A 17,832-nucleotide genomic window follows, 5' to 3' on the forward strand; every position below is an offset into this window, starting at 1 on the left:
CTCAAATATTCTCAACCACAGATACAATCTACGCAGAGACGTCGTTGACGACGTGTAGATTTGGAGCTAGCTCTATCGGCCATGAAAATCGCAATGGTTCTCGTAGTGGTGATATCGCGCATGGGCAGGACGGTCTGATCGTCCGGCAATAGCCACCCATGCGCCGAAAACAGGTCCCTGACGGGGCCTTTTTTTATGCCCCGTCGCAGCTATCACCTCACTCACGACGGAACCCAGATATGACCGGCGAGACAGCCAACTCTTCCCTCAACAACCCCACTGATCGTCGCATGAACGGCGGCGAGATCGTTCTGCAGGCGCTGCGCGACAACGGTGTCGAACACATTTTCGGTTACCCCGGCGCCGCGGTGCTGCCGATTTATGATGAAATCTTCCAACAAGAGGACATTAAACATTTCCTGGTGCGCCACGAGCAAGGCGCCGGACACGCAGCCGAAGGCTATGCCCGTTCGACGGGACGAGTTGGCGTCATGCTGGTGACATCGGGACCGGGCGTTACAAATGCGGTCACGGCGCTGCAGAATGCCCTTATGGACTCCGTTCCGATCGTCTGCCTCTCCGGTCAGGTGCCGACAAATCTGATCGGCACGGACGCTTTTCAGGAATGCGATACGGTCGGCATCACCCGCCCCTGCACAAAGCACAATTTCCTGGTCAACCACATCGACGATCTGGCCAAAACGATTCATCTGGCTTTCCGGATTGCGGCGGCGGGTCGACCCGGCCCTGTTCTCGTCGACATGCCGAAGGACGTGCTCTTCGCCAGTGGGGCCTATGTCTCACCCGACCAGGTATCTCCGCTGCCGAGCTACCAGCCCGCGGTGCAAGGCGATCAGAATGCGATCCGGGCGACTGTCGCATTGATGGCCGAAGCCCGACGACCCATCATCTATACAGGCGGCGGCGTCATCAATTCGGGACCGGAGGCGTCGCGATTGTTGCGCGAACTCGCCGACCTCACCGGCTTCCCGGTCACCTCCACGCTCATGGGTCTTGGAGCCTATCCGGCCACCGGACCGAGTTGGCTGCGAGTCGCCGGACAGGACGGCTCGCATGAAGCCAATACGGCAATTGGCGATTGCGACCTGATGATCGCCATCGGCGCGCGGTTTGACGATCTCCCAATCTCGCGCGTCCATGAGTTTTCGCCTCAATCGAAGAAAATCCATATCGATATCGATGCCTCGTCGATCAACAAACGCGTTCCCGTCGATATCGGCATTCAAGGCGACGCCGCGCATGTGCTGGCGGATATGGTCCATGCCTGGCGGTCACTTTCCACCGCCCCCGACCAGAAGCGGTTGCGGGCGTGGTGGACACAGATCGACCTTTGGCGAGCCCATCATTCGTTTTCCTACGAGCGGCTGGACCATGCAATCATGCCGCAACATGCCCTGGAGCGCCTGCATGCGCTGACAAAGTCGCACGACCCCATCATCGCCACGGAGATCGGTCAGCAGACGTGGGTGGCGCAGTTCTTCGGTTTTGACAGGCCAAATCGCTGGATTATCTCAGGGCGATTGGGAACTATGGGCTTCGGTCTTCCTGCCGCGCTGGGGGCGCAGCTCGCAAATCCCGGCCGCCTTGTCATCGACATTGCCGGCGACGCGTCGGTGCAGACGACGATGAAAGAGCTGTCGACGGCGATACAGCATCAAGCGCCGATCAAGATCTTCATCTTGAGCGATGAGCATCCGGGCATGGCGCGAGAATGGGGTCAGGTACCGGATGACAATGGTCGATCGCGCGCTTATTCGGCCTCGCTGCCCGATTTCACCAAGCTCGCGGAAGCCTATGGCGCCGTCGGCCTTCGCTGCGAGAGCCCGAGCGAACTCGATGCCAGGATCGAGGAGATGATCAACGTGGACCGGCCGGTGCTCCTTCACTGCCGAGTTGCAAGGCTCGCCGACACCCTTCGGCAGTAACGGCCGGTGATCGAACACCCCAAAAGCAAGCCGTGCGATCCTGCAGCCCGCAGTCATCGTCTATGCTTGCCCAGGACCTCATGATCGAGGCTGGCGTCTCGGTCATGTATTTATGCCGCTCTATGAGATCGATTTTCTTCAGGCCGCAGAGAAGCCGAATGCGGTCCGAGGAATTCCAGGTACGCGCCGTTCCGACCAAAGATAGTATGTCACGACTCTTTGTTTGAAAGAGCGGCCAGGTCCTCTTTAAGCCGCACCGGTAAATCCATCCGTTCGTGAAGAATGCTCATGACGCCAAGATCACCGTTCTCAAGTTCACGAAAGAACAGGTAGTGATGCTCATAGCGGCTGAAATAGGCCCGACGCCTGATGTCAGCGGGAACTGCCAACCGTTGCGGAAGCCGTCGCCAGATCAGGCGATCCTCGAATAAACGCTGCAAATAAACGTGCAGCCCGAGAATGTACGCATCTGCCTGTTTTTCTCCCCACGCCTCGAAAGTGTCACGCCAAATCTTGTCCTGCGCGGCGTCAGCGCGTGGATAAAACCGATAGGCTACCATGCTCAGCGGCGCTTGTTGCGGCGGATAACGTCTTCAGCGGAAACGACGACAAACTCGCTGTCGTCGGCACGCATCGCGGGTGCAAGTTCCTTTTGCAGGGCATCCCATGCCTCGTCGCGCGTTTGCAAGTCGCGTCGGATCAGTGCGCGAATGTACTCGCTCGCATTCTCATAGAGGCCGTCGTCACCGATCTGCTGCTGAATGTGATCTTGCAGCACGCCGCTGACCTTCACATGAATGCTGCCCGATGCCATCGGCCTACCCTTTCGTTCTTCCTCTAACGTGGGGCAGCGTAGCATATATTGTCAATATTCATCACAAAGAATTTGATCGTGACATGGTTTCTCGAACCTCACTCTGCGACCTGGCTGTCTTAAGATCTTCTGACCAGGATCATCATAGTCGTTCCGCCGCTTGTGTTTAGTGCTTGCGGGCCTGGGGCAGCAGGTTCATGCTTGTCCCCTGTCTGAGGCCTGCTGGTTGCGGCTGAAATAGCCGTACATCGGGGTTTCGTGAGATGCGTCCGATGGAGTGCAGCGGCTGCGGGTTCGATGTTCAGAGCGGTTTTGCTTTCTGTCCGCGATGCGGCGCAAGGCAACCGATATCGTGCGCCGCCTGCGGCTATCCTTGTCAGCCCGATTTTGCCTTCTGCCCCCAATGTGGCGCGCCGATATCCGGTAAAGTCCAACCCGCAACGAAGCCGAAGATTGAGGCGCTACCTCAATCGGAGGGCGATGCCGACCGGCGGCCGGTGACCGTGCTCTTTGCCGATCTCTGCGGCTTCACGACCCTGAGCGAGCAGATCGATCCTGAAGTCATGCGGGTGCTGCAGAACGAATTGTTCGAAGAGATGACCCAGGCGGTCGAAGCCTATGGCGGCTTCGTCGACAAGTTCGTCGGCGATGCACTGCTGGCGCTGTTCGGCGCGCCGGTCGCCCATGAGGACGATCCGGTCCGGGCGCTTGGTGCTGCACTCGATATGATCGGTCGGGCGACGCAGGTCGGCGAGCGCTGGCACGCCCGCGCCGGCGTGCCGCTGCGTCTGCATATCGGCATCAATAGCGGCCCTGTCGTTACCGGCGGCTTTGGTGCGGTCAGTACAAAATCCTATTCCGTGACCGGCGACACGGTAAACACCGCCCAACGCCTGCAATCCATGGCCGGCGAAAACGATATCCTTGTCGGGCCGCTGACCTATCGCCTCACCCGCCATGCCTTTGCCTTCGACAGTCTCGGCGCGCAGACGTTGCGCGGCAAAAGCGGAAACGTCCTTGTCCATCGGCTGACAGGGCTGTCGGAAGCGCCGCATACGGCGCGCGGGCTTGAAAGTTTCGGCCTTCGGGCGCCGATGATCGGACGGGATACGGAGTTGTCGGGGTTGCTGACATGCCTCGACCTTGCCTGCGGCGGCGCAGCGCAGCTTGTCCGGCTGATCGGCGAAGCCGGTATCGGCAAGTCGCGGCTGGTCAACGAATTCGTCGCAACCGCCGGCAATGCCGCCCGTTTCCAGGGCCTCGCCATCCGCAAAGCGACCTGCTCTCCGCTCGGCGAACAATCCTATGGTACGCTCGGCGCGGTCGTACGCATCGCCTACGGCATCGGCGAGCGGGACGATCTCGACAGGGCGCGGCAATTGCTGGCAACGGGGTTCCGCGCGCTCGATCTGGCGCAGGAGGAGGTCGAGGGGCTTCTGCCGCTCTTTCTGCATGTCCTGGGCCTCGGCGATCCCGATGGCGCGTTGCGGCACATCGAGCCAGAGCAGTTGCGGCGGCAGATCTTCTATGGCATCCGCACCGTCTTCGAGCGGCGGCTGGCGCAAGGTCCCCTGCTGCTTGTCATCGAGGATCTGCACTGGGCCGACGCCGCCTCGCTGGAAGTGCTTCGCTTCATGATGGACCGGCTGGAGCGCAGCCGGTTGATGCTGCTGGCGATCTACCGGCCGACATCGCAGACCGACCCACTGGACTCCAATCGTGTCAGTGTCACCGTGCAGCGTCTTGCCCCACTCTTTGCCGCCGACGGGCAGAAGCTGCTTGCTGCGTTTTTTGGTGTGGATCATGGCAAGTTGCCGGTAACGATGCGCAAGCGCATCCTCGACCGCGCTGGCGGCAATCCGCTTTTCATCGAAGAAATCCTTCGGGCACTGATCGACATGGGCACGTTGCACAATGACGGCCAACGCTGGCATGTCGCAGCAGAAGACACGGATGTCGATATCCCGGTGAACCTGCAAGCCCTGTTGCTTGCCCGCGTCGATCGTCTACCACAGGACATCAGACGGCTGGCGCAAGAGGCGGCGGTGGTCGGCCCGAAGTTCGATACCGCCCTGCTCCGCACTATCGCCACCGACCCGGCCGCCATCGATGCTGCATTGGATCATCTCTGCGATGCCAATATCATCGAGGAATTGCGCGGGCCCGATGCCGGCAGCTCGCCTGGCTATCGCTTCAGCCAAACGCTGATGCACGACGTCATCTACCACAATCTCCTGCTGCAACGGCGCATGGAGCTTCATCAACGGATCGGCCGGGTTCTGGAACGTCAATATGGCGTAGCGCCCGACCGGCCCGAGCATCTGGCGCAGCTCGGCCATCACTTCAGCCTGACCACTGAAAAGGCCAAGGGGGCCAGCTATCTGATGGCGGCGGGCGATCTGGCGCGCAAAACCTACGCCAATGACGATGCGATGCGCCTCTACCGTCAGGCCCTTGCGGCCTTCGCAAACGAGGCGGAGGTTACACCAGAGCAACTCGCGCTTCTCGAGCGTCTTGCCGATCTCTGTGGCCCTGCCGGCCTCCGCGACGCCGCCGTAAACCATTATCAACGAGCGCTTGCGATTCACCGGACCAAAGACAACCCTATTGCCGCAGCGCGGATATTGCGCAAGGTCGGCCGTTTGCATCTTGATGCAGGACGCCGCGATCAAGCGGAGACACATTTGGCCGAAGCCGAAGCGATAATCGCAACAATCGATGCGCCGGTCGAACGTGCACATGTCCTGCAGGAGCGCGGCCATCTGGCCTTCCGCATGGGGGATCAGGCCGCTGCCGCCGAGTGGGCGACGCAGGCATTGCAATGCCTGCAAACGCTGCCGATCGACGGGACGACCGAGACCGGACGGGAGACAGCGCGAGCGATGGCGGAGGCGCTGAACACCAAGGGGGCGGCCTTTGCGCGGCTCGGGCGTCGCCGCGAGGCCGTGCAGGAAGTGGAGCGCAGCCTCTCGGTCGCTGAAAAAGCCGATCTGCAAAGTGCCGCCTGTCGCGCCTATTCCAATCTCGGCGTTCTCTACACGATTGTCGACCCGGCCAACGCCATCAAGATCTGCCGGCGCGGGCTGGAGCTTGCGACCCGTATCGGCGATCTCGGCTTCCAGGCGCGGCTTCTCGCCAACCTCGCCGTTGCCTGCTGCACCTTTACCGATCGCTGCGCCGCCGAGGGTGTACCGGCCGCGGAAAAAGCCGTCGAAATCGACCGGGCGCTCGATCAGCGCGACCATCTCTCCGTGCCGCTGATCGTGCTGGGCCAAATTCATCAATGCCACGGGCAGCCGAAGCTAGCCCGTAAGTATTACGAGGAAGCCCTTGAGGTTGCGAAGGAAATTGACGAGCCGCAACTGCTGTTTCCGTGCTATGATGGCTTGGCGACACTCAGCCTCGAGCATGACGACATGGACGAGGCAGAACGGTATTTCACGCTGGCACAGGATGTGTGCATCCGCCACAACCTCGATCCAGGCACGCTCGTCGTCCTGCCGTTTCTCGACTGACTGTCCCCGTTCAACAACCGCAGGAGATCGATTAGGCAAATCGATTCAAAAGCATAAAGGGAGGAACGAAACATGCAGGAGAACCACGCCGCAAGACCATTGCAGCCGGGAGATCGCGCGCCGAACGTGGTGCTGGATGCGATCACCCGCCAGGGCAAGGTTGCCATCGACGATTTTCGCGGCCAGAAGCCGGTGTTCGTCGGGTTGTTCCGCGGATTGCATTGCCCCTTCTGTCGCCGGCAGATCGCCGCCATGGCCGAACTCACCGACGCATTGCAGGAGAAAGGCATCGATAGCCTGACCATCGTCAACACGCCGATCGAGCGCGCTCGCCTCTATTTCCGCTACCATCCGCTTCCCAATCTGCTGGCGGCGTCAGACCCGGAACGGGTATCGCACAGGGCCTTCGGCCTGCCGAATCTTCAATTCACCGAAGATGAGAATGAGTGGCCGCGCAAAGTCAGCATGAACACGGTGATGTCGATGCGCATCGACATGCCGGGCGAGCTTCCAGCGCCTATGGACCCGATGGCGGCGTCGGAATTCCTCGACAAGGCGGACGGCTATGAAATCACCGAGGATGACAAGCAGATGATCGCCACCGGCCACGGCCAACTCGTCGGCGAATTCCTGCTCGATCGGGATGGCGTCGTGCGCTGGTGTTTCACGGAAGTCGAGGAGGATGGTCGCCATATGTTCGGCGGTCCCGCCCCTCGGGAAGTGATGTCGGCTGCGTCGAACATGGCTGTTTGAAGCGAATGAGGCCGTGCTTGAAAGGTCGGACGATTGAACAAGGCGAGCAATTCCCGGTCCCGCGTGATCGCCCTTATTCCATCCAGAACTTGGCGTGGCAGGTCGTGCAGGTCTGGAGCATGAGGTGGAACGCGTGTTCCGCCGGCATTGCCAGCAGTCTGGAACACGCTGGTCGCCCGTGACGAGACGGTCGACCGGATGGTGTTCTCGCGCCGGAAACGATCAGCCGAGAATTTCTAGAGTTGCCAGCGTCAGCACGACATAGCGGCCGGTCTTGGCGACGAACACCAGGATCGTGAACGGGATGAGCGGCTCCGTGCCACATAAAGGACTCGAACATCGACGACAGATGAGTCGCAATTGAAATCGAGCTGCTTTGAATGTAGTTCGAGGAGCATGGGCAAGATGTACCGAATCGCAATGAGCAGGCTGCTCGTGATGATGCGGCTGGTGATCATCGTATCACTGGCGGGGTACTCGCTGTCGAACGCCAGCGCCGCCATGCATGGCTCCTCGTTCCCCGAAATGGCAGCGGTCGTGTCCGAAACCGATGCTGTGCAGCATCACGATAGCCATGACATGACGAAGATGGCTGTTCATGACCACTCCCAGGGCGACGTCAGTGACGACGCAGATGGCGCATCGAAGCCTGTCAAGCAAAAATGCTGCAAGGATTTCTGTGGCGGGCTCGGCATCATTTGTGAAGGCCAGGATGTCGGCGGACCCGTCGTAACCTCGATCCGGCAGTTCATCGACGATCGAACAACCGTTGGCGAGCTGCCGCCCCTCCACCGTCCCCCGAATATCTGAATAGAGACGTACCCGTTTGATCGGGTCTAGTCGGACGCTTGCCTGCTTCGGGGCGAGCGGCCCGTAGGCTATCTCCTATTCGGAAATTTCATAATGAAACCCTCGCTTTTCGTGGTGGGGCTGCCGCTTATCGTCGGCGGCTGCGCATCCACACTTCCTCCCGACGTGGTGGCGTCTCCCACCGCGGTCGACCAGCCGTCCGCACTTCCGGCGGCATACAGGTCGCCGATCGCAGGCTATGTCGCCCGGCAGCCGGTCGATCCCAAACCCTGGCGCAGACAGAACGATCTGCAGTCTCCCATGAATGGAGACGACTCATGATCGGCACCACAAGACTGATCGCGGCGCTGGCACTCCCGCTCGCCTTGAGCGGCTGCGTTACAGGCGCCGACTATTCCCGCAATGAGGCGGGTTTCACCTCCGTTGCCAACAAAACCGCCATTGTCACGGCGAAAGAGACCGTCTGGATCCAGAACCAGAACCAGGCCCGATCGGCGGCCGCGCAGGTCAAAAGTCTGCTTGCTCGGACGAAGCCTCTCGACGTCGAGACGGCCGTCCAGATCGCGTTGCTCAACAACAAGGGCCTCCAAGCCGCCTATGCCGACCTTGGCGACAGCGCCGCCGACGCTTGGCAGTCGACGATTTTCATCAACCCGACCGTCTCCATCGGCACGACCGGGATCGGAACTCCGGAACTGCAGGCGTTCAAAACGATCGAAGGGATGATCACGACGAACATCCTGGCGCTCGCCACGAAGAACAGGGACATGGCGATCGCCGACACCCGCTTCCGGCAAGCGCAATTGACCGCGGCGGTGAAGACACTTCAGGTCGCCGCCGACACCCGGCGCGCCTGGATCGGCGCGGTGGCGTCATGGGAGACCGTCGGGCAGCTCCAGCGTGCCCAGGCGACCGCCGACGCAGCCTCGGAACTCGCGGAGAAGCTTGGCGAGACCGGCGCAATGACCAAGGGCGCTCAAGCCCGTGAACATGTCTTCGTCGCCGAACTCGCCGGAGAAACGGCGAAGGCCCGCCTGTCCGCCCGTCTTGCCAAGGAGGAGTTGACGCGGCTGATGGGTCTCTGGGGCTCCGATCTGGACTATCAGGTCCAGAACAGCCTGCCGCCGCTCCCCAACTCCGTCGTCCGACGCAATACCATCGAGGCCGAGGCTCTCAGGAACCGCATCGATCTGCAGATCGCAAAGCTCGACCTTGAGGCCACGGGCAAGTCCTACGGCCTTACCGAGGCGACACGCTATGTGACCGACCTCCAAGTCCTGACCGGTTTCGAAACGGAACGCGAAATCGAGGACGACGAGACGAAAACGCGAACCACTGCGCAGGTCGAACTGGAGTTCGCCATTCCGATCTTCGACACCGGCAAGGCCCGGATGCGCAAGTCCGAGCTGGCCTACATGCGGGCGGCGAACCTCTTGGCGGAGAAAGCCGTCAACGTCCGCTCGGAAGCACGCTCCGCCTACGAGGCTTACCGCTCGAACTACGATATCGCGCGGCACTACCGCAACAACGTCGTGCCGCTGCGCACCAAGGTCGAGGAAGAATCCCTGCTGACCTACAACGGCATGATCTCGAACACCTTCGAGCTGCTGACAGACACCCGCGACAAGATCAACTCCATCCTGCTCTCCGTCAACGCGAAGCGAGATTTCTGGCTGGCCGAAGCCGATCTGGCGCCTGCGATCTACGGCGGCGGCGCGACGAAGGCGTCGGCAGAGACCGAGGTCGCCGCTGCTTCCGAAAGCAGCGCTGGCGGCGGTCATTGAGAAAGGACACTCCATGTTCAACAGACGACAACTTTTTGGAGCCAGCGCCGCTCTGCTCACCGCAGCCGCCTGGACGAAGACGGCGGCGATGGGCCTGCCCGACGCACCGACTATGGAATCGGCGGACATGCAGCCGCCACTCCACCCTGCCTCAGGTCCAGACTATCAGCCCGTGGTCACCCTCAACGGCTGGACCCTGCCGCACAGGATGAACAATGGCGTCAAGGAGTTCCACCTGGTCGCCGAACCGGTCGAACGCGAGATGGCAGACGGCATGACCGCCTATCTGTGGGGCTACAACGGACAGTCACCGGGACCGACGATCGAGGCGGTCGAGGGCGATCGCGTCCGCATCTTCGTCACCAACAAGCTGCCGGAGCACACGACGATCCACTGGCACGGCATGATCCTGCCGTCAGGCATGGACGGCGTCGGCGGCCTGACACAGCCGCATATTCCAGTCGGCAAGACCTATGTGTACGAGTTCGACCTCGTGAAATCCGGCACCTTCATGTACCACCCGCATTCCGACGAGATGGTGCAGATGGCCATGGGCATGATGGGTTTCTTCGTGATCCATCCGAAAGATCCCAAGTTCATGCGCGTCGACCGAGACTTCGTCTTCCTGCTCAACGCCTACGACATCGACCCCGGCTCCTACGTACCGCGGATCATGGAGATGACCGACTTCAACATGTGGTGCTGGAACAGCCGCGTGTTCCCGGACATCAGCCCTCTCGTCGTGTCCAGGAATGACCGGGTGCGCGTCCGCGTCGGCAACCTGACGATGACCAACCATCCGGTCCACATGCATGGCTACGATTTCGAAGTGACCTGTACCGACGGTGGCTGGGTGCGGCCGGAAGCGCGGTGGCCGGAGGTAAGCATCGACATCCCTGTCGGCGCGATGCGTGCCTACGAGTTCGACGCCAAGTATCTCGGCGACTGGGCGATCCACTGCCACAAGTCGCACCACACGATGAACGCCATGGGTCACGACATTCCAACCTTCATCGGTGCGGACAAATCGAAGGTTGCCGAGAAAATCAGGAAGCTGCAGCCGGAATACATGCCCATGGGCACCAAGGGGATGGCCGATATGGGCGAAATGGAGATGCCCATCCCCGAGAATACCGTTCCGATGATGACCGGCTGGGGACCGCATGGTCCGATCGAAATGGGCGGCATGTTCTCGGTGGTGAAAGTCCGCGAGGGGATTTCGGCGGACGATTACTCAGATCCTGGCTGGTACGAAAACCCGCCCGGAACGCAGGCCTTCGAGTGGACCGGAGAACTTCCGGACGCGACCAAGGCCAAAGACGCGAAAACGCAAATCACGCCGAAGCCGACAAACGGCTGAGGTCCGATCTCAACATCGAAAAGGAATTACGGATGAAGAATTATTTCATGGCTCTGGCCCTCGCAGCACTCGCGTCGCCAGCACTTGCCGCCGGCAATCATGCCGGTGGCCACGGCGAGAAGATGGCTATCGGAGAACCCGGCGACAAGGCCAAGGCGACACAGACCATCCGCGTCACGATGAAGGAAACCGACGACGGAAAGATGCTGTTTACTCCCGCAGCCTTCAACGTCCGCAAGGGGCAGACGGTCAAGATCGCGATCAAGAATGCCGGAACGATCGACCACGAATTCGTGCTCGATCAGGAAGACAAGATTCTGGAGCACAAGAAGATCATGGAGAAGTTCCCGGAAATGGAACACGCCGACGCCAATTCCATCCGCCTTCCGGCTGGTCAATCCGGCGAGATCGTCTGGAAGTTCACTACCGACGGCGAATTCAAGTTCGCCTGCCTGATCCCCGGCCATTACGAAGCCGGCATGCACGGCGACGTCACCGTCGCTGGGAAATAATCCGCAAAAAAGGAGCTACGAACATGAAAACTGCCATGATCAAAATCAGCGTGGCCGTCCTGCTCTCTGCCAGCGCGGTCTTTGGTGCGTTCGCCCAGGAATTCACCAAGGGTGTCGTCAACAAGGTCGACGCCAAAGCGAACAAGGTGACCATCAAGCATGAGGAGCTGAAGAACCTCGACATGCCTGCGATGACGATGGTTTTCCGGGTCGAAGACCCGGCTCTGCTCGAAAGGCTGAAGGAAGGTTCGAAGATCGAGTTCGTCGCCGAACGCGTGAATGGCAAGCTGACCGTCACCGAAGTAAAATAGGGGGCTCCTGCCGCCCGGTCTCGATCCGGGCGGCAGAACATCAAGGAGTGGAGACGATGCACAGGAGAAGCTTTATTACAATGGCGGCATCCGCCCTGGCGTTCCTTGGCGGAGGGACACGCGCCGCCGCGCCGGCGAAGATGACCGTCTACAAGGATCCAAACTGCGGCTGCTGTCATGAATGGTCGAAGGCGATGGCAGCGGCAGGATTTTCCCTCGACGCTCGCGACACCGACGACCTTGCAGCGGTCAAGGCGCGGTTGGGCGTGCCGGCCGACATGCAGGGGTGCCACACCGCCGTCGTCGAGGAATATTACGTCGAGGGACACGTGCCGCTCGATGCCGTCCAGCGCCTGTTGCAGGAGCGACCGCCGGTCCGAGGGCTGGCCGTGCCGGGCATGCCGTCCGGCTCGTTGGGGATGGGCGACGACCCGCAGGCGTCCTATGATGTATATGCGATCCCCTCGGGAACCGGCGCGCCATACGTATTCCTGGAGGTCCGTCCCCGGAAGGGCTGACGTCGCGATCGATCAGGCCAGAGCCGGCGGCCGATCAGGGAACCGGAGCGGAATCGCGCTGCGCCAGACTGAGACTGATCGACCGGTTGCCGCGTCGACGGCGTCGAACATGGCTGTTGAAACGAATGATCTTTAAAGCGCGCCGCATCGAATTGGATTCATGCGACGCGCTTTCGATGAGACGAACGACACGTTCGGCGCCCTCACCGAGCCCTCTTACCTCAAGGAACAAATCTCGCATGGCGATGTTGTCATTACGATAAACATAGGATCATGGGAGGAACTCATGCGGAAATCTCTTCAGTTCGTACTGGTCGGCTTGGCTGCGATAAGCGGCTTGACGATCTCGCCGACGATCGCGGCAGCGCAGGACTTGGAGTTGCGGGTCGGCCCCGGTGGCGTCGGGGTTTACGATCGTAATCGCGATCGTGACAGATATGACGGATATGATCGGCGCGGACGGCGCGGATGCGACCCGGATGATGCTCTCGACATCGCACGTAGCGAAGGACTTCGCAGAGCGCAGATCGTACGCATGTCTCCCCGCAGTATCGTCGTGCAGGGGATGACTCGCCGTGGACCGGAACGAATGACCTTTGCAAACCGCCGAGGCTGCCCGGAAATCTGACCGCGGCGTGAGCAAATGAAGTGGGACAGCTGGCCTTCGAGATCGTCGAACGGTCAGCCGTGAGCCCTTGTTTTCAAAGCGGCGGAACCTTTGGCCCCTCTGGACATTGCTGCCCATGCAGCGCCCTACTTTGGGTCGCGTGCACCTTGGAGCACCATAGGAGGATTCATCATGATGAGCGGTCAATTGAAGGCGCTTCTCGCCGTCCTTGCCGTTGCCGGCTACCAAAACAGAGACAAGATCGGAGAGCTCCTACGGGGCATCCAGAACCCCCAGCAGGCTGGCGCGGGAAACCAGCAGCCCGGCGGGCTTGGCGGCCTTCTTGGCGGACTGACCGGTTCGGGTGGTCTCGGCGGCCTTCTGGGCGGGTTGACATCAGGCAGCATCGTCAGCGGCGGTCTCGGCGATCTGCTGAAGACGTTTCAGCAGAATGGTCACGGTGACAAGGCGGAGTCGTGGGTACAGCCCGGTCCAAATGCCGACATCGATGACGGCCAGCTCGCGGAAGCACTGGGGCCGGAGGTTCTCAACGAGATCGCTGCCAATACCGGCCTTTCGCATCAAGAGATTCTTGAGCGGCTGAAGCGCGATCTTCCCAAAGCGGTCGACGACCTGACACCAAACGGAAAACTGCCCACCGCCGAAGAGGATTTTTTGTCTTCCGCGAGCCAGTTCACCACCTCCACGCGGCCCGGCACCATCTAATCACGGGCCGTCTTGAGGCACGCGTCACTCCGGAAGTCCCGCCTTGCGGTAGCCGTCAACGAAATGCTCAAGCGTCCGAGCGTCGCGGAATGGCTCGGTCGCCGCCCAGTGGCGGGTTGAAAAATCCGGGTTGGCGACGAGAAACAGTTCGGCCTCGGCGCGTGCCTCGTCGAGCCGGCCGAGTTGGGCAAGACTTGCCGCCAGGAAACGGCGTGAGCTCGTGCGATAGGTCTCGTCGTTGCGCAGCGTCTCGACAGCGGTTGCGTATTGGCCGGCAGCATATTGCGCCTGGCCGAGCGCCAGATAGTACCAGCTTGCCGGAAACGGGTTCAACCGGAAGGCCTTGGCGATATGCTCGAGGCCCTCCCCGACCCGCCCGGCCAGGACCGCGATGTCGGATAGCGCCGCGAAGGTGTCGGCCTCGTTCGGGTCGAGTTCGATCGCCTTGGCAAATTCTGCTTCCGCCTCGTCGAAGCTGCGCTCATAGGCAAGTAGATAAGCCAGTATCCAGCGGCAGCCGGCATCGTTGGGATCGATCGCGACAGCCTTGCGCGCCAGCCCCAAAGCAAGGTCACGGGTGGGTTGCGTTGGTCCGCCGCTATGCACCTCTCCCATCCAGTGGTTCATGGCAAGCCAGCGATAGGCCTCGGCATAATCAGGATCGAGGACAATCGCGCGCGTCAGCATCAGATGCGCTTCCCGCGCCGTCTGCGGCGTATCGTCCATCAGCCTGCGCGCCCGCACGCAGAGATCGTAAGCCTCGAGATTTTTGGGCCGGTTGCGCGGCGGCGGTACGCGCAGCCGGCCGAGCAGCGCCTCCACGATCTTGGCCGTCACCTCGTCCTGAACGGCAAAGATATCGTCCAGGCTGCGATCGAAGCGTTCCGCCCATAGATGATCGCCACTTGCCGCATCGACCAGCTGGGCGTTGATGCGCACGCGCGCCTCGACACGTCTTGCACTGCCCTGCAGCAGATAGCGCACGCCGAGCTCCTCGGCGATCTCGCGCACATCCATCGCCTTTCCCTTGTAGGCGAAAGCCGAGTTGCGGGCGATGACGAACAGGCCCGGCATCCTGGAGAGGTCGGTGATCAGGTCTTCGGTCAGCCCATCCGCGAAGGATTCCTGCTCGGGATCGTTGCTGATATTCACGAAGGGCAGCACTGATATCGATGGTTTGTCGGGCAGCGGCAAAGGTTTTCGTTTGACGCCGCCGAGCTGATTGATGGCACCTATGAAGCGGTAGCCGACGCGCGGAACCGTGGAGATCCATTCACCGCCGTCGGCGGCCGGACCAAGCAGCTTGCGCAGCTGCGCGATCTGGACGGTTAGGTTGCCTTCCTCGACTGATATGCCCGGCCACGCCGCGTCCATCAACTCGGCCTTCCCCAAGATTTCGCCGGATCGTTCGACGAGTGCTGCAAGCAGCTTCAGCCCGCGATGGCCGACTGCGACGGGATCATCGTTCCGAAGGAGCGTTCCCGCCACCGGATCAAGCACGAACGGACCAAAGGCAAAGCGCGATCCCTGCATGGGGCGCATCTATAATCGGTTTGGACGTTTTTGAGAACTTTTTGGGAAAGCTTAAGTACGACGCTCACCCTATCCTGCAGAATTCATCCTCTTTCAGGTAGAAGGCCCTCGGTCCTTCAAACCCTATGGAGGTCACTGTGAACGATACTTCCTGCGTGGAGCCGGCGGACCTGTCGCATCGGCACTTGCACGGCACGACATCGCTGCGAGCGGAGCGGATCCCATGGGCCGCGATGGCGGGCATCATCGCGACGGTCACGGTGTTCGCCGTGGCACAGGGGCTGACCTATCCGCTGCTCAGCTTCATCCTGGAACGGCAGGGAACGACATCGGGCCTGATCGGCTTGTCGGCGGCTATGACGCCGCTCGGTTTCATTCTATCGGCGCCCTTCATTCCGGCGCTTTCGCGGCGCGTGGGTGGGGCGCGGTTGGCGATCTTGTGTTCGATCCTGGCCGCCCTCGCCCTGATTGCGATCGCCTGGACTGAGGACCTCTGGACCTGGATGCCGCTGCGCTTCCTGCTCGGCGTCTTCGCCAATCCGCTTTACGTGATCAGCGAAACCTGGCTGATCTCGATCACACCGGCGCCGCGCCGGGGCCGGATCATGGGCCTCTATTCATCGATCGTTTCGGGCGGCTTCGCCATCGGTCCGCTGTCGCTCTGGCTCACCGGCACCGAGGGTTGGTCGCCCTTCGTGATCGGCATTACGGCCTTCCTTCTCTGTGGCCTGATTGTGCTTGCCGTCGTCCCACGCCTGCCTGAGATGCCTGACGAAGGCGAGGCAACATCGGTCGGCGGCTTCTTCGCACTGGCGCCGCTGCTGTTGTTCGCGGTTTTCACGGCTGCCGCCTTCGAGCAGACCCTGCTTTCCCTCTTCGCGGTCTATGGCGCAGCCCTCGGCAGCGCCGAGGGGCGTATCGCTTCGCTGATCACCTGTTTCATCGCCGGCAATGCCGTGCTGCAGATTTTGCTCGGGCGCTTGGCCGAACGGTTCAGCTCGACGCGGATGATGCTCTTCTGTGTCCTGGCTTGCCTCGCCAGTTGCCTGCTGCTGCCGTCGGCCTTCAATTCGTGGCTTATCTGGCCCCTCGTTTTCGTCTGGGGCGGGGTCTCGTTCGGGATCTACACCTTGTCGCTGATCCAGCTCGGCGAGCGTTTCACCGGCCAGGCCCTAATCGCCGGAAATGCGACCTTCGCCTTGGTATGGGGCATCGGCGGCATCGTCGGATCGCCCGCGACAGGACTGGCGATGCAACTGATCGGACATCAGGGTTTGCCATTGTCCCTTGGCCTGCTCAGCTGTGTGCTGGCGGTGTTTCTGGTGGCCAGGAGATGGCGGGGCTGATCGAGGCACTTGCTCGTGCCGCCCTGCCCCGGCTTCACCTGCCGGCCCTTTGCTCAGAAGAATTGCCATTTAATGCATAACATGTTATATAACATCCCATACAAATGGAGATCGGCATGGTCGAGGATGTGGTCCGAACGCTCGGGTTTCTGTGCATGGGCAGCCGGCTGCGGCGCATCGGAGAAAGGCTGCAGGCCGATACCCAGCAGGTCATCGACGAGGCCGGTCTCAGCATTCAGGCGGGCCAATATCCATTCCTTGCAGCGATCGATCGGTCTGGGCCGCTGACGATCGGCGAGCTCGCACAGGCGGTGGGCATCACCCAGCCCGGCGCAACCCGCACCATCGGCCAGCTTCTCGAACTCGGTTACGTCGACATGCAGCCGGCCCCGGATGATCAGCGCCGGAGACTGGTCTCGCTGACCGACAAGGGACAGGACCTCGTCGATCATTCGAAAAAGGTGATCTGGCCGCGCATCGCCGCCGCCGTTGCGGATCTCTGCGGCGATCTCGACGGGCCGATCCTCGAACAGCTCGCGGCCATCGAGGACGGGCTTGCGGCGGTGCCGCTTGCGCGCCGCAACGCCGCCAAGGAGGAAACACAATGAAACATATTCTCGACCGACCGATTTGGAGCGCGTTGGAGACCGCGCATGCCGATCTTGCCGAAGGTGGCATGTCCGCGCGGCGATACCCACCCTCCATCGTTCCTTTCGCGGCATCAGCCGACGATACGCCGGAGAGCCTCGACGCCCTGAAGAACCTGCTTTCGCCGGAGGAGAGCATGATTCTCGTCGAATCCGGGCCGATCGCCATTCCACCGGGTCTTGCCGTCGCCGCGGAAGCATCGGTGGTCCAGATGGTTGCCGAGCGGCCCCATGAGAGGATTTCGGATTCTCGCATCCAGCCGCTGACGGAGTCCGATGCCGCCGACATGCTTGATTTGGCGACACTGACCAAACCTGGGCCGTTCACGTTGCGAGCCCAAAGCCTCGGCAGCTTCTGGGGGATCAAGAGCGAAGGCCGCCTAGTGGCGATGGCCGGGCAACGGATGCGGCAGACAGGCTTCATCGAGCTCAGCGGGCTTTGCACCCATCCCGATTTCCAGGGACGCGGCCTCGGCACCCTGCTCTTTCGCTTCGTTGCCGGCGAAATCGCATCGAGCGGCGACACCGCCTATCTGCACGCCTATGCGGCGAACACGTCGGCCATTTCGCTCTACAAGACACATGGTTTTGCGCTTCGCGCGGAGATGAACATGCGCGTGGTCAAACGCCGTTCCTGAGCCGTGCCCACG

At 61.2% G+C, this 17,832-nt stretch carries 18 protein-coding genes and 1 pseudogene; 15 read left to right on the plus strand and 4 right to left on the minus strand.

Translation table 11 applies throughout. The features are described 5' to 3' along the window. The first annotated feature begins 239 nt into the window (after nt 1-239). Nucleotides 240-1,946, plus strand: a complete 1,707-nt coding sequence (ilvB, locus tag HX898_RS05460) for a biosynthetic-type acetolactate synthase large subunit (RefSeq protein WP_180194171.1) — start codon at nt 240-242, stop codon at nt 1,944-1,946. A gap of 209 nt (nt 1,947-2,155) precedes the next feature. Here ilvB and HX898_RS05465 read toward each other — a convergent pair whose 3' ends face one another. Both HX898_RS05465 and HX898_RS05470 read right to left on the minus strand, forming a co-directional pair. Then, the gene (locus HX898_RS05465; RefSeq protein WP_180194172.1) at nt 2,156-2,506 is read right to left on the minus strand and encodes a type II toxin-antitoxin system RelE/ParE family toxin; all 351 of its coding nucleotides are present in this window, start codon (nt 2,504-2,506) and stop codon (nt 2,156-2,158) included. 2 nt (nt 2,507-2,508) lie between these two features. After that, on the minus strand, nt 2,509-2,760 hold the full coding sequence (locus HX898_RS05470) for a transcriptional regulator (protein ID WP_129420972.1): 252 nt from the start codon (nt 2,758-2,760) through the stop codon (nt 2,509-2,511). A 272-nt stretch (nt 2,761-3,032) separates the two neighbouring features. Here HX898_RS05470 and HX898_RS05475 point away from each other — a divergent pair, with 272 nt between their 5' ends. Together HX898_RS05475 and HX898_RS05480 are read left to right on the plus strand one after the other, a co-directional pair. Continuing rightward, on the plus strand, nt 3,033-6,275 hold the full coding sequence (locus HX898_RS05475; protein WP_171599044.1) for an adenylate/guanylate cyclase domain-containing protein: 3,243 nt from the start codon (nt 3,033-3,035) through the stop codon (nt 6,273-6,275). A 72-nt stretch (nt 6,276-6,347) separates the two neighbouring features. Next, entirely contained in the window at nt 6,348-7,028 is a 681-nt protein-coding gene (locus tag HX898_RS05480) for a peroxiredoxin-like family protein (protein ID WP_138329450.1), read from the plus strand. Between the two features lie 73 nt (nt 7,029-7,101). On the opposite strand, the pseudogene HX898_RS33120 reads toward HX898_RS05480, so the two are convergent. Then, nucleotides 7,102-7,185, minus strand: a pseudogene (locus HX898_RS33120) (cytochrome C); the annotation flags it as partial. 239 nt (nt 7,186-7,424) lie between these two features. Here HX898_RS33120 and HX898_RS05485 point away from each other — a divergent pair. The 9 genes from HX898_RS05485 to HX898_RS05525 all read left to right on the plus strand — a co-directional run bounded on the left by HX898_RS05485 (nt 7,425) and on the right by HX898_RS05525 (nt 13,656). After that, the gene (locus HX898_RS05485; RefSeq protein ID WP_180194173.1) at nt 7,425-7,838 is read left to right on the plus strand and encodes a hypothetical protein; all 414 of its coding nucleotides are present in this window, start codon (nt 7,425-7,427) and stop codon (nt 7,836-7,838) included. A 93-nt stretch (nt 7,839-7,931) separates the two neighbouring features. Then, complete coding sequence (locus tag HX898_RS05490) at nt 7,932-8,159, plus strand: hypothetical protein (RefSeq protein ID WP_171598775.1); 228 nt, start codon at nt 7,932-7,934, stop codon at nt 8,157-8,159. Continuing rightward, nucleotides 8,156-9,622 (plus strand): TolC family protein, encoded by a 1,467-nt coding sequence (locus HX898_RS05495; protein WP_180194174.1) that lies wholly within the window; start codon nt 8,156-8,158, stop codon nt 9,620-9,622. The genes HX898_RS05490 and HX898_RS05495 overlap by 4 nt, the downstream gene beginning before the upstream one ends. Nucleotides 9,623-9,635: 13 nt before the next feature. Then, complete coding sequence (locus tag HX898_RS05500; RefSeq protein WP_180194175.1) at nt 9,636-10,982, plus strand: copper oxidase; 1,347 nt, start codon at nt 9,636-9,638, stop codon at nt 10,980-10,982. A gap of 32 nt (nt 10,983-11,014) precedes the next feature. Next, entirely contained in the window at nt 11,015-11,494 is a 480-nt protein-coding gene (locus tag HX898_RS05505) for a plastocyanin/azurin family copper-binding protein (RefSeq protein WP_180194176.1), read from the plus strand. A gap of 23 nt (nt 11,495-11,517) precedes the next feature. Further along, nucleotides 11,518-11,805 (plus strand): copper-binding protein, encoded by a 288-nt coding sequence (locus HX898_RS05510; RefSeq protein ID WP_180194177.1) that lies wholly within the window; start codon nt 11,518-11,520, stop codon nt 11,803-11,805. Between the two features lie 56 nt (nt 11,806-11,861). Next, entirely contained in the window at nt 11,862-12,323 is a 462-nt protein-coding gene (locus HX898_RS05515; protein WP_138329457.1) for a DUF411 domain-containing protein, read from the plus strand. Between the two features lie 286 nt (nt 12,324-12,609). Then, entirely contained in the window at nt 12,610-12,951 is a 342-nt protein-coding gene (locus HX898_RS05520; RefSeq protein WP_029875156.1) for a hypothetical protein, read from the plus strand. Between the two features lie 171 nt (nt 12,952-13,122). Continuing rightward, nucleotides 13,123-13,656: a YidB family protein gene (locus HX898_RS05525; RefSeq protein WP_138329458.1), complete on the plus strand. Its 534-nt coding sequence runs from the start codon at nt 13,123-13,125 to the stop codon at nt 13,654-13,656. Between the two features lie 24 nt (nt 13,657-13,680). Here HX898_RS05525 and HX898_RS05530 read toward each other — a convergent pair whose 3' ends face one another. After that, the gene (locus HX898_RS05530) at nt 13,681-15,189 is read right to left on the minus strand and encodes a winged helix-turn-helix domain-containing tetratricopeptide repeat protein (protein WP_180194178.1); all 1,509 of its coding nucleotides are present in this window, start codon (nt 15,187-15,189) and stop codon (nt 13,681-13,683) included. A gap of 125 nt (nt 15,190-15,314) precedes the next feature. Between HX898_RS05530 and HX898_RS05535 the strand changes: the two genes are divergently transcribed. From HX898_RS05535 to HX898_RS05545, 3 genes are all read left to right on the plus strand, one after another. Further along, on the plus strand, nt 15,315-16,535 hold the full coding sequence (locus tag HX898_RS05535) for an MFS transporter (RefSeq protein ID WP_180194179.1): 1,221 nt from the start codon (nt 15,315-15,317) through the stop codon (nt 16,533-16,535). A gap of 116 nt (nt 16,536-16,651) precedes the next feature. Then, nucleotides 16,652-17,143 (plus strand): MarR family transcriptional regulator, encoded by a 492-nt coding sequence (locus HX898_RS05540; RefSeq protein ID WP_180194180.1) that lies wholly within the window; start codon nt 16,652-16,654, stop codon nt 17,141-17,143. Beyond that, a complete protein-coding gene (locus HX898_RS05545) occupies nt 17,140-17,820 on the plus strand; it encodes a GNAT family N-acetyltransferase (RefSeq protein ID WP_171598779.1) in 681 nt (226 codons plus the stop codon). The genes HX898_RS05540 and HX898_RS05545 overlap by 4 nt, the downstream gene beginning before the upstream one ends. Nucleotides 17,821-17,832 lie beyond the last annotated feature (12 nt).

It is taken from the genome of Rhizobium sp. WYCCWR 11128, assembly GCF_013416305.1.
GTDB lineage: Bacteria > Pseudomonadota > Alphaproteobacteria > Rhizobiales > Rhizobiaceae > Rhizobium > Rhizobium indicum.